The organism is Vibrio sp. qd031, assembly GCF_002100145.1.
In the GTDB taxonomy this organism is placed as follows: domain Bacteria; phylum Pseudomonadota; class Gammaproteobacteria; order Enterobacterales; family Vibrionaceae; genus Vibrio.
Genome location: NZ_JXQD01000036.1, coordinates 61,185 through 81,042, shown reverse-complemented (window position 1 = coordinate 81,042; position 19,858 = coordinate 61,185). Strand labels below are relative to the sequence as shown.

Genomic DNA, 19,858 nt, shown 5'->3' with positions numbered 1-19,858 from the left:
ACTAAGTCCCCACAGTGTTGCAAATCAATCCCTTTATTGCGGTGCTATTTTAACTGTTTTAACGTTGCGATACCGACTATCTGTTCCTTTAGCCAACTAAGCGCGGAGCTTTGCTGAGTCGTTTCATGCCAACTCCAGTACGTGATGATTTGTCTAATGTTAAGAGGCCATTCAAAGACTTACAAAACATAAAATTAACATAAACTAGAATACTGGTGTATCTTGGGGCCTAAAACGATAAGTTTGAGTAATAGCCTTACGCACTCAACTCTACATAACTAGGAAAAACAACCTGGCTCCACAGCGAGTCAACCAGCTCATTTTGATTAGACCAATTCGCTTTCAGCAACCACTTAACGATGTCTTGCGCAACGTTGGGATAGTACACTGGCTCTCCCAAATCCTCTTTCACCCATTGGCTCATGATGGAGCTGTCCAAGTGTTGCATTGTGGTCGCTAACCCAAGAGCTTCCAGCGTCGCTACATTACTCTGTTGTTCAAATTGACCTTTTAAAGGTTTCAAAAGAAGTTTCTTACCCAGTGCCAAAGCTTCTGAGGGCAGTTCAAATCCACCATTACAAATAACGCCTCTGCAATGAGCTAGGTCTTGTTTGAACCCTTGTAGGCTTAATGGCTTATAAACAACGTTCTCACTTTGATACTCCGACTGGATGCTTGGGTGATAACAGACGAATTGCACGCCATCAAAACGAGTAAGCAAACGCGTAATATGTCCTAAAAGTTCAAACGGAAGGTACACCAGAAAGGCCTCGCCAAACTCAGGGGATTGCTCAGTTGAGTGACTGATTATGGGGGGCAAAATGGGTTGATCATAATGATACCAATGCAAACCTAACTCATAGTCACATGGCGCAAACTGATGGATCACCGCGCGATCGACAAGCCCAAAGGTCGCTTTAGGCACATCATAGCGAAAAGCATTTTGGTGGCTAACGCCAATGCATGGGACACCTTGGTATTTAGCCGCCCAAGCAGACACGGGTTCAAAATCATTTAATACCAGATCGTAGTCTTTTAAGTCTAATGAGCACGCTTCACTGACAAAACGCAGTGGATTATTGCTGAGTGCCGTACGCGCGTAACTCACGCGACCTTTATGAGTTACAAAGCTTAAGCCTTGCCTCAGGCTGAAGTCACCAAAAGACTCCATCGCAAAGTACCCATTCTGCGATCGGCCAGAAAACAAAAAATCGACGTCCACGTTGGTTTTTTCGAGCTCACTGGCTATCGCTCGTGCTCGAGAGATATGCCCATTACCTGTGCCTTGTACACCATACAAAATTTTCATCTTAGCTCACCATCAATAATGCAGCATTAGCGCAAGCTGCGCCCAACAACATTCCAACAATCACATCACTCAAAAAGTGAACACCTAATAAAATCCTTGATAGACCAACGGCCATAGCCCAAAGCAACGCTACTATGGCAAAAGCCGGGAAGAAATAAGCAATCAGTGTCGCCATCACCATTGCGGCCGCAGAATGTCCAGAAGGTAGGCTATAGCGATCTGATGGGGTAATGAATGCAGGGATCACACGTGTTAGTTCGGCTGGTCTTCGGCGCCTAACCGCGTTTTTTGTGAGCCAATAGATAGGCAGTTCAATGGCAAAGGCCAGTAAGCCTGCACAAAGAAAGCTCCACCCTAGCGTTGGACTTAGCCACAGCAGCGCCATCGCAAGTACCACATAGAGTGGGCCATCACCACTACGCGATATCCAGCGACACACTTTTGCGACTTCAATACTAAATCGGTGATCCAAACAGAGTATGGAAAAGTTAAGATCAAACTGTGCAATACGAGCGATTGGTTGGAGTAACATTCTCGCCTCCTTGGCTTTCACATCTTGAAGTTAAAAATTAGCCTCCAAAAGTGACAAGTAAGTGAAGCGTGGATGTCTTTTGTATGAAAAAAGAAGGACCTTAGGGCCCTTCTTTCAAAACGTGGGGTTAAAGGCAATATTACTCGGAACCTTTAATATCGTCTTCCCACTCTTCGTGACGTTTATGCACCAGCCCAAAGTCCGCTAAAATGGCATAAGCCGATGGGATCATAAATAGCACCAACAATGTCGAGGCAAAAATACCAAACACCGTCGAGATCACTAGCGGTTTGATCACCTGAGCTTGCAAGCTGGTTTCAGCAAGCAATGGTAGTAGGCCTGCTGCAGTGGTAAGTGACGTTAAGAACACGGCTCTAAAGCGCTCACGACTGGCTTTTACAACCGCTTCATAAATAATGTCCCCTTCTTCAATATGATGTCGAATGTATTGCACCAACAAGATTGAGTCATTGACCACAATCCCAGCCAACGATATGAAACCAAGCATGCTCGGCATACTCATTGGATGTCCCCAAAGCAAATGACCATAGGCCACCCCAATAAAGGCAAGAGGTATTGCGATCATCACCACAAATGGCTCCACATAGCTGCGGAACTGATAACTTAAGATCATAAACACGCCAAACAGACCGATCATGAACCCTTTGGCCATTGATGAACCTGTCTCGGCGGCATCCTTGGACTGACCTTCAAAATCGAATCGTAACCCAGGATAGTCGTCTTTAAGGTCAGGAACGATGTCACGTCGGAACTGCCGCTCAATCTCCGCTGTGTTGGTCTTGCTGGTGTCTACATCCGCAAATACCGAGACCGTACGCAACCCATTAATTCTTTGTATGCGCACATAGTTTCGCTGAAAGTCCAAGGTTGCAACAGCGCCCAATGGGATTTGACTGCCATCCGCCATCATGATGGGAAAGTTAGCCAGCTGCTGCAGATCGCCCGCTTCTTGCTTATCCAAGCGAACATCAATCTTTATGTTTTCAACACCGACTTGGATCTCATCGGCAGTTTGACCATAAAAGGCCGAGCGTAACTGATTGGCAATCATTTGGCCGTTAACACCAAATGTTTCTGCGCCCGGACGAAGCTGAACCAATACCTCTTCTTTACCTAAGCGCATATCGTCCATCACACCGGTTACGCCATTGAAACCAGAAAAATAGTCTTGGATCTCTTGGGAAGCAGCCTTAAGTTCATGCACATCATCGTGCTGAATCCGCACTTCCAAGGCTCGACCTCCCGGTCCCATCGACGGCTGCTTAAACACCAGTGAAACCGGATCCGTCAGCTCCCCAACTTCATCTCGCCACGCGTCAATAAAACGATCTATGTTGCTGTTGCGAATTTCAGCACTAAGCAGATCCAAACGTACAGTAGCAATGTGTGGCCCAGTTTCGTTAGCATCGGCGTTAGTATTAAATTGGCTTGTGATCTGCCGGACAAGTTGCTCACCACCTTCTTGTTCGTCACTCCATTGCGTATTGAGTTTCTCGGCTGCGGCTACGATGGTATCGACGACGATTTCCGTCTGTGACAACGACGAGCCTGGGGGCAATATGACGCGAGCTTCAGCAATATCACCATCCAGATCAGGAAAAGGAACAAACTTCAGCATACCACTGGCAAGCAACGCAATGGACGACAACATTAACGCCAGGACAAAACCAACAAAGGCGTAGCGGTAAGCCACGACTTTGGTGACCGCAGATACTAAATGAACATTGCGAAAGTGTTCAAACTTTTCTAAAAAACGGCGTTTGAAGGCGAGTGGCTCTCGCTCCTTGCGTTGACGGTGCAATGAGTGTGCAAGGTGGTGAGGTAAAATTAAGAACGCTTCAATCAGACTGACCGATAATACTAAAATCAGCACTTGCGGCACCGCGCGCAGTACAGCACCCATTTCCCCTTGCAGAAACAGCAAGCTACCGAAAATACAGATGGTTGTGAGAAATGAAGACAATACGCCAGGAAGAACTTTTTTAACGCCTTTGTATACTGCTTCGTCAATGCTATAGCCGCGTTCAAGGTGCGAGGCAATGGATTCGGCAATCACGATGGCATCATCCATCATAATACCAATCGCCATTAGTAAGCCGACCAGTGACATTATGTTTATCGACAGCCCTAACTGCGCCATCATAAACAGGCCACCTAAGAACGCCACCGGTAGGCCTGCTGCAACCCAAACAGAATATCGTAAACTAAAGAACAGCCACATGGTGATAAAGACGAGAACGATACCTTGCCAGCCGTTTTTAAGCATCATGCTTAATCGATCCCACAACAGTGAAGAGAGATCGTTAGTCATTTCAAGCACAACACCGTCGGGTGCCATTGCTTGGTGGTCAGCCACAAACAGCGCTACTTGATCTTTTATTCGCAACGCATCGTCTTGTTTGTTTTTACTGATCTTTAGTACTGCGGACGGAGAGCCATTAAACAAGATTTTTTGCTCATCGAGTTCAAAGCGATCGGTTATGGTTGCGATGTCTCTCAGGCGGATCACTGAACCGTTTTCGCCCGACCCAACCACAATGGTTTCAAGTTCGTGAGGGGTCACGCGACGCTCATCAAAACGTATCAGAAAATTCTTCTGCTCCGTTTCGATATTACCACTAGGCAATTTAATATTTTGCCGACCAATTTGCGTTGCAATATCGCCAACACTTAAACCAAGCTGTCTTATGGCATGAGTATTTAACTCAACTTGATACTGGTGATCCGAAAAGCCTGCAATATCGACTAACGAAACACCATAATCGAGTTTTAAGCTGCGCTTTAACTCTTCGGTATAGGCTTTTAACTGTGGGAGGGGCATATCTGCCACAACGGCTACATCAACGACCGGCTCGTTCCAATCTAACTCTTGCACCACGGGCGACTCAATTTCATCTGGAAAGTCGTTAATTGAGTTAATTTGGGTCTGAACATCCACCAACATTCGACCGATGTCTGCTTCATCATTCAACTTCAACACAAGTCGAGCCGAGCCTTCAATCGCTTCACAACGCGTTTCGACAATATTGGACAATCCATCGACGGCATCTTCAAGGCGAACACAGAGACTCTCTTCCACTTCTTGCGGAGACGCTCCGGGGTAAACGATCCCTGCCAAAATGTACGGGGGACTGAACTCAGGAAAGGTTTCTCGTTTGATGTTACCCAAAGAGGTTAAACCCACCAACATGATCCCTAACATGAGCAGGTTAGCCGCTGTTGGGTGGCGAGCAAAAAAGCGGATCATAACTGATCTCCTTCAGCCGCTCTCAATGCCATTCCTTCGACCGCTGGCAACAAATCATTGAGCACTAACATATCACCAGCCATTACATCACCTTCGATGATCACTTGCCCTTGTTGACGATAAAGCACTGTGACTGGACGAATATCGAGTTTTCCATTGTCGTCCATGAGGTAAATTCGGTCACCATGTAACGCGCGCTCAGGCACCATCAGCAACTCTTGTTGCGCCCCTGTAATGGACGCTTTAACGAACATACCATTGACCAACAGGGGTTTGCCTTGCGACAAGTTAGCCTGTAAGTCTTGGTCAATTTCCAGTATCACACCGACCGTTGCTTGGTTGACATCAACCGTGTCACTTAGCCTTGCAACTTTCGCGGGGTATTCAGCCGTTAACTGCCCACTAGATAAGGTAACGACGGCGTTCATTTTATCTAAGTTAGGGATAGCTTGAGGATTGCCCACAGCGGCAATAGCGCCTGCACTGCTCGCGATGGTTTGCAGATCATGAATGGACAACTGAGCCTCAACTTCAATGGCTTCAATTGAGTGCCCAACAAACATGGTTTGCTGCATGTTAACCACTTGATTCTTCTCAATATCCACCGTGGATATTCGCATAGTTGCCGGCAGGGTAATGCTGGTTTTAGCCAGTAAGTTTTTGGCCTGTTCCACATTCGCCTGACTCACATTCACCGCCGCTTGCGCTGCGCTTTTTTCTTCTGGGTACAGGGTTAATGTATTGCGCATATCTTGAACCAGTTTTTGCTGCGAAAGGTAGCTTTGCTGCTGTGAGTCCACATCAGATTGCGAGGCCAAGCCTCTCGAAACCAGGTTTTGAATCCGCGATAACTCATTCTCACTCAGTTTAAGCCTGCTTTCTTCAATTTTGATGGTTTGCTTTAAATTGGCGTTCTCGAGGGTGAGCTTTTTAAGGCTTGTCTTAGACTTACTCAAATCGGCTTCTGCCTGAGCAAGCTGCAATTCGTAATCAATAGGATCAATACGCAGTACTTGTGTACCGGCTTCTACGATCTTTCCTTTCTCAAGATCAGGGTGTCGGTACAAAACCTGACCGGTCACTTCGGCTATAGCCTTCCACTCGGTTTTAGGGCGAAGTTGTCCGTAGCCTATCACGGTAGGGGCTATTGACGTCCTTTCAAGTGGAATCACATCGACAACTCGCGCACGCTCCGAAACAGGTTCGACAGGAAGATCTTTTTGCGATTTTACGGCGATCACTAAAATTGCGATACCTGCCGCAAGGAATGGGAAGAAAAGCAGTTTACGAGACAGAGACATTAACGTTCCTTAGTCAATTGTAGCGCCGGGTTTCATGAACCCTTTGGTGATTAAATCAATATTGTGCGACAAGTACCCTTCTAGAAACTCATCGTCTAACTCAATACCGTGCAGCTCCAACATTGGTGCAGGAGCCAGAAATGGAAACATAAGTAAACTGATCACAGAAAGTCTTGCCATTTTAGGATCCAGTCCTTCTCGCAATAATGCACTTTTAGACATTTTGGCAAAAATACGATGATGGTCTGTATCCATCATTTCGGAAAAGACTTTGACCATTAACTGTCGTTGAACGGCAGAGGCAGGCATGTGCATACTTTGGAAGACCAGCTTTGGAAAGTCTGGCATTTGTCTCATTTGATTCATATGCATTGACATAATGTCTAGCAGCGAAACTTGGTCGTGGCGCTTCCGCATCTCTTGGATATTATGCCTAATAGGCTCCATGGTTTCTCTCACCATGGTTTCAAAAAGCCCCTCTTTATTGCCAAAGTAGTAACGGATCATCGCGGAATTCACTCCCGCTTTTTCTGCAACTAACCGTGTGGACACTTTGTCGTAAGGCATGGAAATAAAGAGTTCACGTGCTCGCAAGATTAACTGCTCTCGAGCATCGGATTTCCCTGTAGGACGACCGACACTTTTTTTGTTTGCCTGTTCGGACATTGTACTAACACTCTTTGTCATAATTATTTAATAATTACTCGATTGGTGAATTTTATTCAAATTATAGGAAACTTAATAATAGTTTAATTACTCACATTTACCCAATTGATTAATTAACTGACTTTTAATCTGGATATCATTCTGTATGCACGGAATTGTTTAAAAATATGATTTTATCCTTGACGCTGCTGGTCATTTTGGGTACTAATTTGTTATCAACTTTTTGTGGACATAAAATATGCACCGTTTTGTCTCTTCACTGCTCCTCCTGCTTATCGTGAATCAATCGCGCGGGTAGGCTGTGGAAGAAACATAAACACCACAAAATAGATAACCCGCACTAGGCGGGTTTTTTTGTACTTATCGCCCTAGAAAAATGCTAGAGCAAACGATTCACTCTTAAGAGGATTCTAAAAATGAAGGATCAGGTCATTATCTTCGACACCACGCTACGCGATGGCGAACAAGCCCTTTCAGCCAGTTTGACGGTGAAGGAAAAGCTGCAAATAGCCTTTGCGTTAGAGCGTCTCGGCGTTGATGTAATTGAAGCTGGTTTTCCTATCTCCTCACCAGGTGATTTCGAATCAGTACAAACCATCGCCAAACACATTAAGAACAGTCGTATCGCTGCATTATCTAGAGCCGTTGCCGCCGACATCGACGCTGCCGCTCAAGCACTGAGCGTTGCTGAGCAATTCCGAATTCATACCTTTATTTCTACCTCAACGATCCACGTACAGGACAAATTACGTCGCAGCTATGACGACGTCGTTGAGATGGCGGTGAAAGCGGTAAAACATGCGCGTAACTATACCGACGATGTGGAATTTTCTTGTGAAGACGCGGGTCGCACACCCATCGACAACCTATGTCGTATGGTAGAAGCAGCGATTAACGCCGGCGCAAGTACCGTCAACATCCCAGATACCGTCGGCTACACCGTTCCCAACGAGTTTGGTGGCATCATTCAAACCTTGTTTGATCGCGTGCCTAATATCGATAAGGCGGTCATTTCTGTGCATTGCCATGATGACTTGGGCATGTCAGTGGCCAACTCTATTGCGGCTGTACAAGCCGGTGCTCGCCAAATTGAAGGCACCATCAATGGTATTGGTGAGCGCGCCGGAAACTGCGCCCTAGAAGAAGTGGCGATGATCCTAAAAACTCGTCAGAATTTAATAGGTGTTGGCACCAACATTAAACACGATGAAATCTCTCGCACCAGTAAGCTTGTTAGCCAATTGTGCAACATGCCGATTCAGGACAACAAAGCGATTGTGGGCGGCAATGCCTTTAGTCACTCTTCAGGTATCCACCAAGATGGCATGCTTAAAAATAAGAACACCTACGAGATCATGACACCTGAGTCTATTGGTCTTAAAAATCAAGCACTCAACTTAACCTCTCGCAGCGGTCGTGCAGCGGTGAAGAGCCACATGGACAGCATGGGCTATAAAGAGGAAGAGTATAACTTAGACGCTTTATATGAAGACTTCTTGAAACTTGCCGATCGCAAGGGCCAGGTATTTGATTACGACCTAGAAGCCTTGATGCACTTCTCAAACTTGCGTGATGAGGACGACTTCTATAAGTTGAATTACCTCAGCGTGCAATCAGGCAGTGTGATGGCGACCACCAGCATTAAATTGCAATGTGGCGATACCGAAACCTCTGAAGCGGCTGTGGGTAACGGCCCTGTAGATGCGCTTTACCAATGTATTTACCGAGTCACAGGTTATGACATTGTATTGGACAAATTTGACCTCACTGCGAAAGGTGAAGGTGAAGACGGATTGGGTCAGGCTGATATTATCGCCAACTATAAAGGTCGTAAATATCACGGTACGGGTATTTCAACCGATATTGTTGAGGCCTCAGGGCAAGCATTGCTGCATGTCATAAACAGCATTCATCGCGCCGACCAAATCGCCGAAATCAAACAAAAAAAAGTGGCGACGGTTTAGTAACAAAAGCGAGTTGATGACGAAGGAGATAACGGTGCTATCAACTCGCATTTAAAAGAATTAAGCATAAGAAAACTATTAAGGAAGATCATGACAGACAAGAATTACACCATTGCTGTATTGCCAGGTGATGGTATTGGCCCAGAAGTGATGGCGCAAGCCAACAAAGTCCTCGACGCAATTGAACAAAAATTTGGCTTTACTCTTACTCGTAGTGAGCATGATGTTGGTGGGATCGCCATTGACAACCATGGCTCACCGCTGCCCCTTGCGACGCTAACGGCATGTGAAGAATCAGACGCGGTTCTGTTTGGCTCTGTTGGCGGTCCTAAATGGGAGAACTTACCGCCTAACGAGCAGCCAGAGCGTGGTGCGCTACTTCCGCTACGTAAGCATTTCCAACTGTTTTGTAACCTACGCCCTGCGCAAATTCACGCAGGTTTAGAAGACTTCTCTCCTCTGCGCGCGGACATTTCTGGTCGTGGTTTTGATATTGTGGTAGTGCGTGAACTCACTGGCGGTATCTACTTTGGTCAGCCTAAAGGTCGTGAAGGCGAAGGAAAAGACGAAAAAGCCTTTGATACCGAGGTGTACCATCGCTACGAAATCGAACGCATTGCAAAAATTGCCTTTGAGTCTGCGCGCTTGCGCGATAAGAAAGTCTGCTCAATAGACAAAGCCAATGTGCTGCAAAGCTCCATTCTATGGCGCGAAGTGGTCGAAGAGATTGCTAAAGACTACCCAGACGTAGAGCTTTCTCACATGTACATCGATAACGCGACCATGCAGCTGATTAAAGACCCAGCGCAATTTGATGTGATGCTGTGTTCTAACATCTTCGGCGATATCATTTCAGATGAGTGCGCCATGATCACAGGCTCCATGGGTATGCTTCCGTCGGCCAGCCTCAATGAAAGCCAGTTTGGTTTGTATGAACCAGCCGGTGGCAGTGCTCCTGATATCGCAGGTAAAAACATCGCCAACCCAGTGGCTCAAATTCTGTCGGCCGCACTGATGCTGCGCTACAGCCTAGGTGAAGAAGACGCAGCGCAAGCCATCGAAAAAGCGGTGAGCCAAGCGCTATCTGCAGGTGAGCTCACTGCAGATCTTGCCGCTAAAGGACAAGCCCTGACGACATCGCAAATGGGCGACACCATCGCAGCGTACATCAGCAACGCATAATCAAGCCGCTGGCTAAAAAGAATTGTTATAACAAAATGGAACTCTAGATTAGGCGGGCCCGCCCGCCTACAAGGAACACAACATGGCAAAAACACTATATGAAAAAGTCTACGATGCGCACGTTGCGGTCGAGGCTGAGGGTGAAAACCCAATTTTGTACATCGACCGTCACCTTGTGCATGAAGTCACGTCACCACAGGCGTTTGATGGATTACGTGAAAAAGGTCGCACGGTTCGCCAAGTAGGCAAAACATTTGCCACTATGGATCATAACGTATCAACCACCACCAAAGACATTAATGCCTCTGGTGATATGGCACGCATCCAGATGCAAACGCTGGCTAAAAACTGTGAAGAATTTGGCGTCACCTTGTATGACATCAACCATAAATACCAAGGTATTGTGCACGTTATGGGGCCAGAGCTAGGCATAACTCTGCCGGGCATGACCATTGTGTGTGGTGATTCTCATACCGCGACGCACGGAGCATTTGGCTCACTAGCCTTTGGTATTGGCACCTCAGAAGTTGAGCATGTTTTGGCAACCCAGACGCTAAAACAGGGCCGTGCCAAGACCATGAAAATTGAAGTAAAAGGTCACGTAAACCCAGGCGTAACCGCCAAAGACATTGTACTTGCCATCATTGGTAAAACCACCGCTGCAGGCGGCACGGGATACGTGGTTGAGTTTTGTGGTGAGGCGATAGAAGCCCTCTCTATGGAAGGTCGCATGACGGTGTGTAATATGGCCATCGAACTAGGCGCGAAAGCCGGTCTTGTCGCCCCAGACCAAACCACCTTCGACTACATTCAAGGACGTAAATTTGCACCTAAGGGCGACGACTGGGATGCAGCAGTAGCCTACTGGTCGACGCTGAAATCGGACGATGATGCTCAATTTGACGCGGTTGTCACCTTGCAAGCCGCTGACATCAAACCACAAGTAACTTGGGGAACCAACCCAGGTCAAGTGATTGCGGTGGATGAGCCAATTCCTGCACCAGAGAGCTTCAATGACCCGGTCGAAAAAGCCTCCGCCGAAAAAGCCTTGGCTTATATGGGATTGGAAGCTGGCAAAGCGCTGTCAGACTACAACATCGATAAGGTGTTTGTTGGCTCTTGTACCAACTCACGCATCGAAGATATGCGCGCGGCCGCAGCCGTTGCCAAAGGCCGCCAAGTTGCCTCTCATGTTCAAGCCTTGATAGTTCCTGGCTCTGAACAAGTTAAAGCGCAAGCTGAAGCGGAAGGCTTGGATGAGATCTTCAAGCAAGCGGGTTTTGAATGGCGCCTGCCGGGTTGCTCAATGTGTCTTGCTATGAACAATGACCGCCTTGGTCCAAAAGAGCGCTGCGCGTCTACATCAAACCGCAACTTTGAAGGGCGACAAGGTCGTGAAGGGCGAACTCATTTGGTTAGCCCAGCGATGGCCGCAGCAGCTGCCATTGCAGGTCACTTTGTTGATATTCGTACGTTGGACTAAGGAGATAACTCATGACTGGATTTAAACAACATACCGGTATTGTGGTCGCTTTAGATGCTGCCAACGTCGATACCGATGCCATTATCCCAAAACAGTTTTTGCAAAAAGTCTCTCGCTTAGGCTTTGGCAAACACCTGTTTCACGACTGGCGCTTTTTGGACGATGCGGGTCAACAAGCAAACCCAGAATTTGTCTTAAATTACCCTCGTTACAAAGGGGCAAGTATTCTACTCGCGCGCGAAAACTTTGGCTGCGGATCATCGCGTGAGCACGCACCTTGGGCACTGGCCGACTACGGCATTAAAGCGATGATTGCACCAAGTTTCGCCGACATTTTTTATGGTAACTCCATCAATAACCAGATGGTTCCGGTTCAATTAACCGAAGCTGAAGTGGATGAACTATTTGAGTATGTCGAAGGAAACGAAGGGGCAACCGTTGAAGTCGATCTAGAGGCATTGAAGGTGCGCGCTAATGGCAAAGAGTACAGCTTTGAGATTGACTCTTTTAGACGCCACTGCCTACTTAATGGCTTAGACAACATAGGTCTAACCCTGCAACATGAGCAAGCAATCTCTGATTTTGAAAGCAATATTCCTAGCTTTCTAAAATAACGCTATCTTATAGACAAAGCCGCAATACTCGCCTTCGATGAGTGTTGCGGCTTTTTGTTTTTTTTAGTGAAAGTAAATGCCCAGCCATGGGGTCTTAATTAACGTACACTTAACCAAAATATTGACAGGGAAGATTCAATGTTCACCTTTGTAAATCGACTACTTACGCTTACCGCTGTTGTTTTTTCTTGCTCACTGTTCGCCGCCCCCAAAGCGGATCTTTGGGAGTACTGGCAACCCTTTGCTGATGCCAAGGCTGTAGAAATCGATCATCGGCCCTATCAAGAGTTTCTGGACAGCTATTTAGTTGTTCAAGGGCAGCACACCTTGGTGAAATACAATCAAGTCACTTCCCAAGATAAACAATCATTAAAAGCGTATTTATCAAAGCTGAGTCAGGTCAACCCCCACCAGCTCACGCGTGGGCAGCAATACGCGTTTTGGGTGAACCTGTATAACGCCTATACCATAGATATTATTTTGGATAACTACCCGACAAAATCAATTACTAAGATTGGCGGGCTATTTAGCTTTGGTCCTTGGGACAAAGAGATTACAACCATAAATGGTCAAGCGCTGACACTGAACGATATTGAGCACAGAATTTTGCGCCCGATTTGGCAAGAACCGCGCACCCACTATGCGGTGAACTGTGCCAGTCTCGGCTGTCCCAACCTACAGCAACGTGCATTTACTGAGGCCAATACCGAACAGTTATTGCAACAAGCGATGCAAAGCTATATTTCTAGCGACAAAGGCGTGCTCTTGTCCAATGGTCAACTTACCTTATCATCCATTTACGAATGGTTTGAGGTCGACTTTGGAGGAAGTGATGGTGTCATTGAGCATCTTTCTGAAGTACGACCAGAGTTGGCGGATTTCTCAGGTAAGGTGAAATTTGACTATGACTGGTCGCTGAACGAAGTGAAATAACAGACTCGACTCATCGCAGACGAAAACGCCCTGTTACGGAGTGGACTTATCCAATCAATAGCAGGGCGTAAAACTTTATGAGCCTGTGTGTACTCTTGTTGAATTGAACTATTCTTCTATCAATTCAATACTAACGAGCATTTTATTTAAACCCTTTCTCTTTCTTAATCAAATCATACGCATTCTGAATTTCTTGAGCTTTTTCTTTAGCCATCTCCATCATTTCTGGTGGTAAACCTTTCGCCACCAGCTTGTCTGGGTGATGCTCATTCATCAGTTTACGGTAGGCTCGTTTGACTTCACGCGAATCCGCATCCTCACTCACACCAATAAGCTCAAACGCATCCTTTAATTGGTCAGCGCTAGGCGCTTGTTGCCATTGCCCACCTTGATGTTGCCCTTGGTGATGGCCACCAAAGCCGCCTTGCTGGAATCGAAATGCTGCTTCTTGCATACGAAGACGTTGTTCAAGTTGCGCTGCACTGAACCCAAGCCCTTGAGCAATGGTGTGTAAAATCGCGCGCTCTTTGGGATCTAAACTGCCATCCGCGAACGCCGCCGAGACTTGAACCTCAAGAAAGAATTGCAGCAAATCATAACGACCAGCCGTTACCGTGCGAACTTTTTGCAGTATCTCGTCTAAAGGAAAGTCGCTCTCCTTACCGTCGCGAAACGCCGCCTGTGCCGCACTAGTTTGCTCTGGGTCTAGGCGCATGCGCTGCATAATGTTGCTAGCGAGCTCAATTTCTTGACGAGTCACTTGCCCTTTGGACTTTGCAACATGCCCCATTACTGCGAAAGTCGCTTTAAAAAACTCGCTTTGTCGCTGCTGCTGCGAGGCGGTGCCTCGATATCCTCCAGAAGTACCACCGAATGGGTGGTTGGCGCGGGCACGGGCGCGATCAAATCGATGGCCAAGGTATAAGCCGATGAGCGCGCCTAAAAAACCGCCAAACATCGTACCAAATAAAACCCCAATCAACTTGCCAAAATAATGCATGCTATTTGCTCTCAATCGACTAATTTATCTATAGAACTCGGCATCAAAATTCGCTTGATGACACAAATTCCATTATTATAAGGAACATTTCCTCACGGACTCGGTCAACCATTCTAATGGACCGAAAATCTAGTTACATAGGATAGTACTACTCAATGCATAATGATTCCCGCACAAAAGTTGGCACCCTACTCTTTGCCATACTGTGCGCGTTGCCAAATTTTGTGGCTGCAGAGTCTGACACAACCAAGAATACCACAACTGATGGCAGTCATGCTCTCGGTGATAACTTTGATCAATGTTTGGTCAACAGTGATGAAAATCAAGACATTGAGTCTCAAACCACCTATGTTGAGGCAGACTCATTGGCTGGACAGCGCGGTGATAAAGCTCGCTATGAAGGTGATGTAGTTGTTACGCAAGGCGTCAAAGTTTTAAAAGCCGATACCGTCACCTTCCACGAAACCGATAATATCGCAGTTGCAGAAGGCAATGTATTTCTGACTGATGGTCAAATCAAGACTGACGCGACGCGTGTCACAACGGATCTCGATACCAACAACAGCTCGATTGAAAATGCCGACTACGAAATGCTGTGCGAGCAAGGCCGTGGCACCGCTAAACTTATCTTTTCTGAAGGTAAAAACTATTACGAGTTAGAAGACGGTACAATAACCTCTTGCCCCGAAGACGATAAATCGTGGCAATTTAAGGCAAGCTCGATCGAGATTGATCAAGATAAACAGACAGCCACGTTGCATAACCCACGCTTTGAGATCCAAGAAGTCCCTGTTTTTTGGATGCCATATATGACTATCCCTACCGGGGATGAGCGAAAAACGGGTTTTCTCTACCCATCGGTAGCGTTCGGTTCTCGAGACGGTTTTGAAGCGGAAATCCCATTTTATTGGAACATTGCGCCAAATTACGATCTCGAAACCAACATCAAATATATGCAAAACCGCGGGTTGCAACTTGATAACCAATTTCGCTTACTCAGCGACTTTGGACGATCTCAAGTCGACTTTCAGTGGTTAAGTGAAGACAGACTATATGAAGACCTTGGTGACCGTTGGGGGGTGGGTTTACAGCACAATGGTATATATAATAGCAACTGGAAGTTTGGTATCGATTACGGACAAGTAAGCGACATTTACTTTTTCCGCGATATCGACTCGAGCATTGGTGAACGTGAAGACGGTCAACTGCTTCAAGATGCCTATACCTCTTACCGCAACCAAAATTGGGATACCACATTAAGAGTTCGTAGCTTCCAGCTTTTGTATGAGCCAAACGCTGAAGATGGCCTTCCCTATGAAATGCTGCCACAACTAGAAGCCAACTACTATCTACCGCAAGTATATAAATACCTCGACTTAGATGTCATTTCTCACATAACGCGCTTTCAAACAGATGGCACGACCAGTGTGCAACCTGAGGGGGCGACAAGAATCCATATAGAACCTGGTGCCACTATCCCATTCGTAACCACTTGGGGATCGTCGATAACAGAAGCGCGGATACTAGGAACCTACTACAACCAAGATATTGAAAACTATGTTGGAGCAGACGAACTTGAAGAGGAAGTCGTCAGGATTGTCCCGCAATTTCGCTCGATCGGCACACTCATACTAGAGCGCGATACCTCATTGTTTGGTGGGTATACACAAACGCTCGAGCCCACAGTGCAATACCTATACGTTGGTAGAGTTGATCAATCAGGGGTCTACGGCAGTTACGATACAACAACATTGCAAGGCGACTACTACAGTTTGTTTAGGCCGCATAAGAAAAGTGGTGTCGATGATATTGTCGCTGCAAACCAAATCAGTTATGGCGCATCGACTCGCTTCTACGACGATGAATACCGAGAGCGAGCCAGCTTGTCATTCGGGCAAATCGTTCACTTAGACGATCGGTATGACACCCCTAACGACGATCAGTTGGCTTGGGCAATGGAAGGTGATTTTAACTTTAACGACTACCTCTACTACCATGGTGGTCTCTATTATTCTGTTGACCAAGGGGAACTTGCGACGGCAAACAGCAGTCTAGAGTACAGACACCGCCGAGGGTTTATTCAGGGTAACTACCGATACGTCACAAAAGATTACATCGACAGCACCGTAGATTTTGATACCGAAAACATCACTATTGAGGGTATCTCTCAGCTCGGTCTTGTTACTGGCTATTCCATTAATCGTAACTGGCAAGCCAACATACAGTACTACTACGATACAACAGAAAGTATCCCATTGGAGTTGGTTGCCAGTTTACGGTACAACTCGGATTGCTGGTATATTGGTTTTACTTATTCCGACTTAATCCGCTCTTACGAAAACCTTGGTGTCGACAACAGCGAACCTGAATATGAACAAAACCTTGGTATAAATTTTGGTATTGTTGGGTTTGGACAAGCACTAGGCTCAGATTCAGGCTCTGACAGTGGTGCTCTGGGTTATGGCCGACCATTTAGATTAGATAATTAACATATTTTGGACAATGTAATGATGAGTTTTAAACGGCTGCTTGCGGTGTCACTAACTGTGCTGCTGAGTTCACACAGTATTGCTGCAACGCAACAGCTAGATCGCGTTGCTGTCATCGTCAATGATGGCGTCATCCTACAAAGTGATATTGATGCATCACTAAAATCAGTTCGTATGGGTGCCGCTCAAAAAGGGCAAGCACTGCCCGATGAAGATGTGCTGAAAGATCAAGTGCTGGATAAATTGATCCTAGATACGCTACAGGCACAAGAAGCAGAGCGCATTGGCGTTCGAATTAACGACCAACGGCTTGATGAAGCCATCTCGACCATTGCTCGAAACAACGATCAAACTCTCCTTGAACTGCAGCAAAGCGTGGCCGACCAGGGGTTATCCTATGCAGAGTACCGTGAACAGATCCGCGATGAAGTCGCGGTATCTGAAGCACGTAATGCACTGGTTCGACGTAGAATAAGTATATTACCTGCGGAAGTGGAAAACCTCAGCAAGCTGTTGTCTGAAGAGACCAACAAGAGTGTTGAGTATCACATTGGGCATATCCAATTTAGATTCAACAGCAATCAATCCAAAGAAGATGTTGAAGCTCAGGCGCTAGAAATTAAGCAGATGCTTGACGATGGTGAGGACTTTACAAAGTTAGCACTTACTTACTCCAAAGGACCAAAAGCCTTGGAAGGTGGTGACTGGGGTTGGCTGCGAAAAGAAGAAATGCCGACCATATTTGCCGATCAAATTACGACTCAAGGCAAATCGGCCATTATCGGTCCATTTAGAAGTGGAGCAGGATTTCATATTCTTAAAATCAAAGACGTCAAAGGTCTCGAAACGGTTGCAGTTACAGAGGTCAACGCTAGGCACATACTGATCAAAACGTCGGTGATACTTAGCGACGATGGTGCCAAGCAACAATTGGAAAACTACATTCGCCAAATAAACAGTGGTGAAGCGACTTTTTCCGACCTGGCACAACAGTTTTCGGCAGACCCTGGATCGGCATCGCGCGATGGTGAGTTAGGTTATCAAACACCCGATCTATACGTCCCAGAGTTTAAATACCAAGTCGAAACCTTACCCATTGGCCTGATTAGTGATCCATTCAAAACTGTCCATGGCTGGCATATCGTCGAAGTGCTCGACCGCCGTGAAGTCGATAGAACGGACTCTGCGCTTAGCAATCGCGCTTATCGAATACTATTTAACCGTAAATTCAATGAAGAAGTCAGTACCTGGTTGCAAGAGCTTCGAGCCAGCGCCTATGTCGAATTTATCGAAACCGATGAGGAGCTCGACGTTGTCAACTAAGCGTATCGTAATAACCCCAGGAGAGCCTGCAGGAATAGGCCCAGACTTAGTGCTATCACTGTCTCATCAAAGCTGGCCACATCAGATTGTCGTCTGTGCCGATCGAGAGCTGTTGAAACAGCGTGCAGACCTTTTGGGTATTGAGGTTACGCTCAAAGAGTATGACGCCACAGCGCCAAAAGCACCTGCGCAAGCGGGTGAATTAACGGTCGACCACATCGAGATGTCATCACCTTGTGTTGCAGGCAGTTTGGATGAAGCAAATGGGCATTATGTGCTAAAAACGCTTGAGCGGGCCGCGATGGGCAACCTTAGTGGTGAATTTGATGCTTTGGTTACGGGTCCAGTCCATAAAGGCGTGATCAATCGCGCTGGTGTTGCGTTTAGCGGTCACACTGAATTTTTCGCCGAAAAGTCTCAGACACCTCTCGTGGTTATGATGCTGGCAACTGAAGGTTTACGAGTTGCACTGGTCACAACGCACATTCCACTGGCTTACGTCTCAAAGGCAGTAACGTCAGAACGACTGACCAGCATTGTGGAAATCTTACACGCCGATTTAGTGTCTAAGTTTGCCATAGAACGTCCAAAGATCTATGTGTGTGGTTTAAATCCACATGCGGGAGAAGATGGGCATTTAGGAAGAGAAGAAATTGACGTCATCACTCCAACCCTAGATCGCTTACGTGATCAAGGGATGGATATTGTAGGGCCATTGCCTGCTGACACCATTTTCAACCAAAAATACCTAGAAGATGCCGATGCCGTGTTAGGTATGTATCACGATCAGGTCCTTCCCGTGCTAAAATTTAAAGGATTTGGAGAGTCTATCAATATTACGCTAGGCCTTCCGTTTATTCGTACATCAGTTGATCATGGCACTGCCCTTGATTTAGCTGGTACAGGGCTTGCCGATACAGGAAGTTTACGCACTGCGCTTGCTCACGCAATAGAACTAGTAGAGAACAAACAATGAGAAATGACGTCCACCAAGGACATAAAGCCAGAAAACGTTTTGGCCAAAACTTCCTAAATGATCCATACATTATCGATGGCATTGTGTCATCGATTAACCCGCTTCCAGGCCAAAATTTGGTTGAGATTGGCCCTGGCCTTGGCGCGATCACTGAACCTGTTGGCAAAGAAGTCGACAAACTTACGGTAATTGAGCTAGACCGAGATTTGGCAGAACGCTTACGCAACCATCCGGATTTAGCTGACAAGCTTACTATCCACGAAGGAGACGCAATGCGTTTTGACTTTACTCAGCTAGTCAAGCCTGACAATAAGTTGCGCATCTTTGGTAATCTGCCATACAACATCTCTACACCATTGATGTTTCACTTGTTTGAGTTCCACAAAGACATCCAAGACATGCACTTCATGCTACAAAAAGAGGTCGTAAATCGTCTTGCCGCAGGTCCTGGAACCAAGGCCTATGGCCGTTTAACGGTCATGGCTCAGTATTATTGTAAAGTTGTGCCGGTGTTGGAAGTCCCACCAGAATCTTTTGTTCCACCACCAAAAGTCGATTCAGCGGTTGTTCGCCTCGTGCCATATGAAGTCTTGCCGCACAAAGCAAACAGCCTTAAATGGTTGGATCGCGTGTGCCGTGAAGGGTTTAATCAACGTCGCAAAACCGTTCGCAACTGCTATAAAGCGCTGTTAGATAAAGAGCAATTGGAAGCGTTAGGAATTAACCCGAGCATGCGACCTGAAAATCTTACTCTCGAGCAGTTTGTGGCAATGGCTAATTACCTAGACGCTAACCACACGGTTTAATACTACCTCAAT

15 protein-coding genes are annotated in these 19,858 nt (G+C 46.5%); 9 read left to right on the top strand and 6 right to left on the bottom strand.

All coding sequences use genetic code 11. The features are described from left to right. Positions 1-256 precede the first annotated feature (256 nt). The 5 genes from ST37_RS18725 to ST37_RS18705 form a co-directional block, all read right to left on the bottom strand. Complete coding sequence (locus ST37_RS18725; protein WP_084889065.1) at positions 257-1,309, bottom strand: MJ1255/VC2487 family glycosyltransferase; 1,053 nt, start codon at positions 1,307-1,309, stop codon at positions 257-259. Position 1,310: 1 nt separating this feature from the next. Beyond that, positions 1,311-1,841, bottom strand: coding sequence for a phosphatase PAP2 family protein (locus ST37_RS18720; RefSeq protein WP_084889064.1), 531 nt, complete (start codon positions 1,839-1,841; stop codon positions 1,311-1,313). Positions 1,842-1,980: 139 nt separating this feature from the next. Continuing rightward, positions 1,981-5,109 (bottom strand): efflux RND transporter permease subunit, encoded by a 3,129-nt coding sequence (locus tag ST37_RS18715; protein ID WP_084889063.1) that lies wholly within the window; start codon positions 5,107-5,109, stop codon positions 1,981-1,983. Further along, a complete protein-coding gene (locus ST37_RS18710) occupies positions 5,106-6,410 on the bottom strand; it encodes an HlyD family secretion protein (protein WP_084889062.1) in 1,305 nt (434 codons plus the stop codon). The genes ST37_RS18715 and ST37_RS18710 overlap by 4 nt, the downstream gene beginning before the upstream one ends. Positions 6,411-6,419: 9 nt before the next feature. Further along, entirely contained in the window at positions 6,420-7,076 is a 657-nt protein-coding gene (locus ST37_RS18705) for a TetR/AcrR family transcriptional regulator (protein WP_143698252.1), read from the bottom strand. Positions 7,077-7,492: 416 nt separating this feature from the next. Between ST37_RS18705 and leuA the strand changes: the two genes are divergently transcribed. The 5 genes from leuA (at position 7,493) to ST37_RS18680 (ending at position 13,252) form a co-directional block, all read left to right on the top strand. Beyond that, positions 7,493-9,040 carry a 2-isopropylmalate synthase gene (gene leuA, locus ST37_RS18700; protein WP_084889060.1) on the top strand — a complete coding sequence of 516 codons (1,548 nt, stop codon included), beginning with the start codon at positions 7,493-7,495 and terminating at the stop codon, positions 9,038-9,040. Between the two features lie 90 nt (positions 9,041-9,130). After that, positions 9,131-10,222 (top strand): 3-isopropylmalate dehydrogenase, encoded by a 1,092-nt coding sequence (gene leuB / locus ST37_RS18695; protein ID WP_084889059.1) that lies wholly within the window; start codon positions 9,131-9,133, stop codon positions 10,220-10,222. 82 nt (positions 10,223-10,304) lie between these two features. After that, on the top strand, positions 10,305-11,705 hold the full coding sequence (gene leuC, locus ST37_RS18690; RefSeq protein WP_084889058.1) for a 3-isopropylmalate dehydratase large subunit: 1,401 nt from the start codon (positions 10,305-10,307) through the stop codon (positions 11,703-11,705). An 11-nt stretch (positions 11,706-11,716) separates the two neighbouring features. Further along, positions 11,717-12,319, top strand: coding sequence for a 3-isopropylmalate dehydratase small subunit (leuD, locus tag ST37_RS18685; RefSeq protein ID WP_084889057.1), 603 nt, complete (start codon positions 11,717-11,719; stop codon positions 12,317-12,319). A gap of 138 nt (positions 12,320-12,457) precedes the next feature. Further along, the gene (locus ST37_RS18680) at positions 12,458-13,252 is read left to right on the top strand and encodes a DUF547 domain-containing protein (protein ID WP_084889056.1); all 795 of its coding nucleotides are present in this window, start codon (positions 12,458-12,460) and stop codon (positions 13,250-13,252) included. 142 nt (positions 13,253-13,394) lie between these two features. On the opposite strand, the gene djlA is transcribed toward ST37_RS18680, so the two are convergent. After that, on the bottom strand, positions 13,395-14,252 hold the full coding sequence (gene djlA, locus ST37_RS18675; protein ID WP_084889055.1) for a co-chaperone DjlA: 858 nt from the start codon (positions 14,250-14,252) through the stop codon (positions 13,395-13,397). Positions 14,253-14,407: 155 nt separating this feature from the next. On the opposite strand from djlA, the gene lptD reads away from it, so the two are divergent. Genes lptD through rsmA form a run of 4 tightly spaced genes read left to right on the top strand, consistent with a single transcriptional unit; the run spans position 14,408 to position 19,846 of the window. Then, positions 14,408-16,741 carry an LPS assembly protein LptD gene (lptD, locus tag ST37_RS18670; protein WP_084889054.1) on the top strand — a complete coding sequence of 778 codons (2,334 nt, stop codon included), beginning with the start codon at positions 14,408-14,410 and terminating at the stop codon, positions 16,739-16,741. 18 nt (positions 16,742-16,759) lie between these two features. Next, complete coding sequence (gene surA, locus ST37_RS18665) at positions 16,760-18,064, top strand: peptidylprolyl isomerase SurA (RefSeq protein ID WP_084889053.1); 1,305 nt, start codon at positions 16,760-16,762, stop codon at positions 18,062-18,064. Next, the gene (gene pdxA, locus ST37_RS18660) at positions 18,039-19,040 is read left to right on the top strand and encodes a 4-hydroxythreonine-4-phosphate dehydrogenase PdxA (RefSeq protein ID WP_172401046.1); all 1,002 of its coding nucleotides are present in this window, start codon (positions 18,039-18,041) and stop codon (positions 19,038-19,040) included. Before surA ends, pdxA begins: the two co-directional genes overlap by 26 nt. Further along, positions 19,037-19,846: a 16S rRNA (adenine(1518)-N(6)/adenine(1519)-N(6))-dimethyltransferase RsmA gene (gene rsmA / locus ST37_RS18655; protein WP_084889051.1), complete on the top strand. Its 810-nt coding sequence runs from the start codon at positions 19,037-19,039 to the stop codon at positions 19,844-19,846. The genes pdxA and rsmA overlap by 4 nt, the downstream gene beginning before the upstream one ends. Positions 19,847-19,858: the final 12 nt, after the last annotated feature.

What these genes read in the sequence shown, in the direction of transcription:
- leuD (WP_084889057.1), top strand. Translation starts at nt 11,717, where the DNA reads ATGACTGGATTTAAACAACATACCGGTATTGTGGTCGCTTTAGATGCT.
- leuC (WP_084889058.1), top strand. Translation starts at nt 10,305, where the DNA reads ATGGCAAAAACACTATATGAAAAAGTCTACGATGCGCACGTTGCGGTC.
- leuB (WP_084889059.1), top strand. Translation starts at nt 9,131, where the DNA reads ATGACAGACAAGAATTACACCATTGCTGTATTGCCAGGTGATGGTATT.
- rsmA (WP_084889051.1), top strand. Translation starts at nt 19,037, where the DNA reads ATGAGAAATGACGTCCACCAAGGACATAAAGCCAGAAAACGTTTTGGC.
- ST37_RS18720 (WP_084889064.1), bottom strand. Translation starts at nt 1,841, where the DNA reads ATGTTACTCCAACCAATCGCTCGTATTGCACAGTTTGATCTTAACTTT.
- ST37_RS18705 (WP_143698252.1), bottom strand. Translation starts at nt 7,076, where the DNA reads ATGTCCGAACAGGCAAACAAAAAAAGTGTCGGTCGTCCTACAGGGAAA.
- ST37_RS18710 (WP_084889062.1), bottom strand. Translation starts at nt 6,410, where the DNA reads ATGTCTCTGTCTCGTAAACTGCTTTTCTTCCCATTCCTTGCGGCAGGT.
- ST37_RS18680 (WP_084889056.1), top strand. Translation starts at nt 12,458, where the DNA reads ATGTTCACCTTTGTAAATCGACTACTTACGCTTACCGCTGTTGTTTTT.
- surA (WP_084889053.1), top strand. Translation starts at nt 16,760, where the DNA reads ATGATGAGTTTTAAACGGCTGCTTGCGGTGTCACTAACTGTGCTGCTG.
- pdxA (WP_172401046.1), top strand. Translation starts at nt 18,039, where the DNA reads ATGAGGAGCTCGACGTTGTCAACTAAGCGTATCGTAATAACCCCAGGA.
- djlA (WP_084889055.1), bottom strand. Translation starts at nt 14,252, where the DNA reads ATGCATTATTTTGGCAAGTTGATTGGGGTTTTATTTGGTACGATGTTT.
- ST37_RS18715 (WP_084889063.1), bottom strand. Translation starts at nt 5,109, where the DNA reads ATGATCCGCTTTTTTGCTCGCCACCCAACAGCGGCTAACCTGCTCATG.
- ST37_RS18725 (WP_084889065.1), bottom strand. Translation starts at nt 1,309, where the DNA reads ATGAAAATTTTGTATGGTGTACAAGGCACAGGTAATGGGCATATCTCT.
- leuA (WP_084889060.1), top strand. Translation starts at nt 7,493, where the DNA reads ATGAAGGATCAGGTCATTATCTTCGACACCACGCTACGCGATGGCGAA.
- lptD (WP_084889054.1), top strand. Translation starts at nt 14,408, where the DNA reads ATGCATAATGATTCCCGCACAAAAGTTGGCACCCTACTCTTTGCCATA.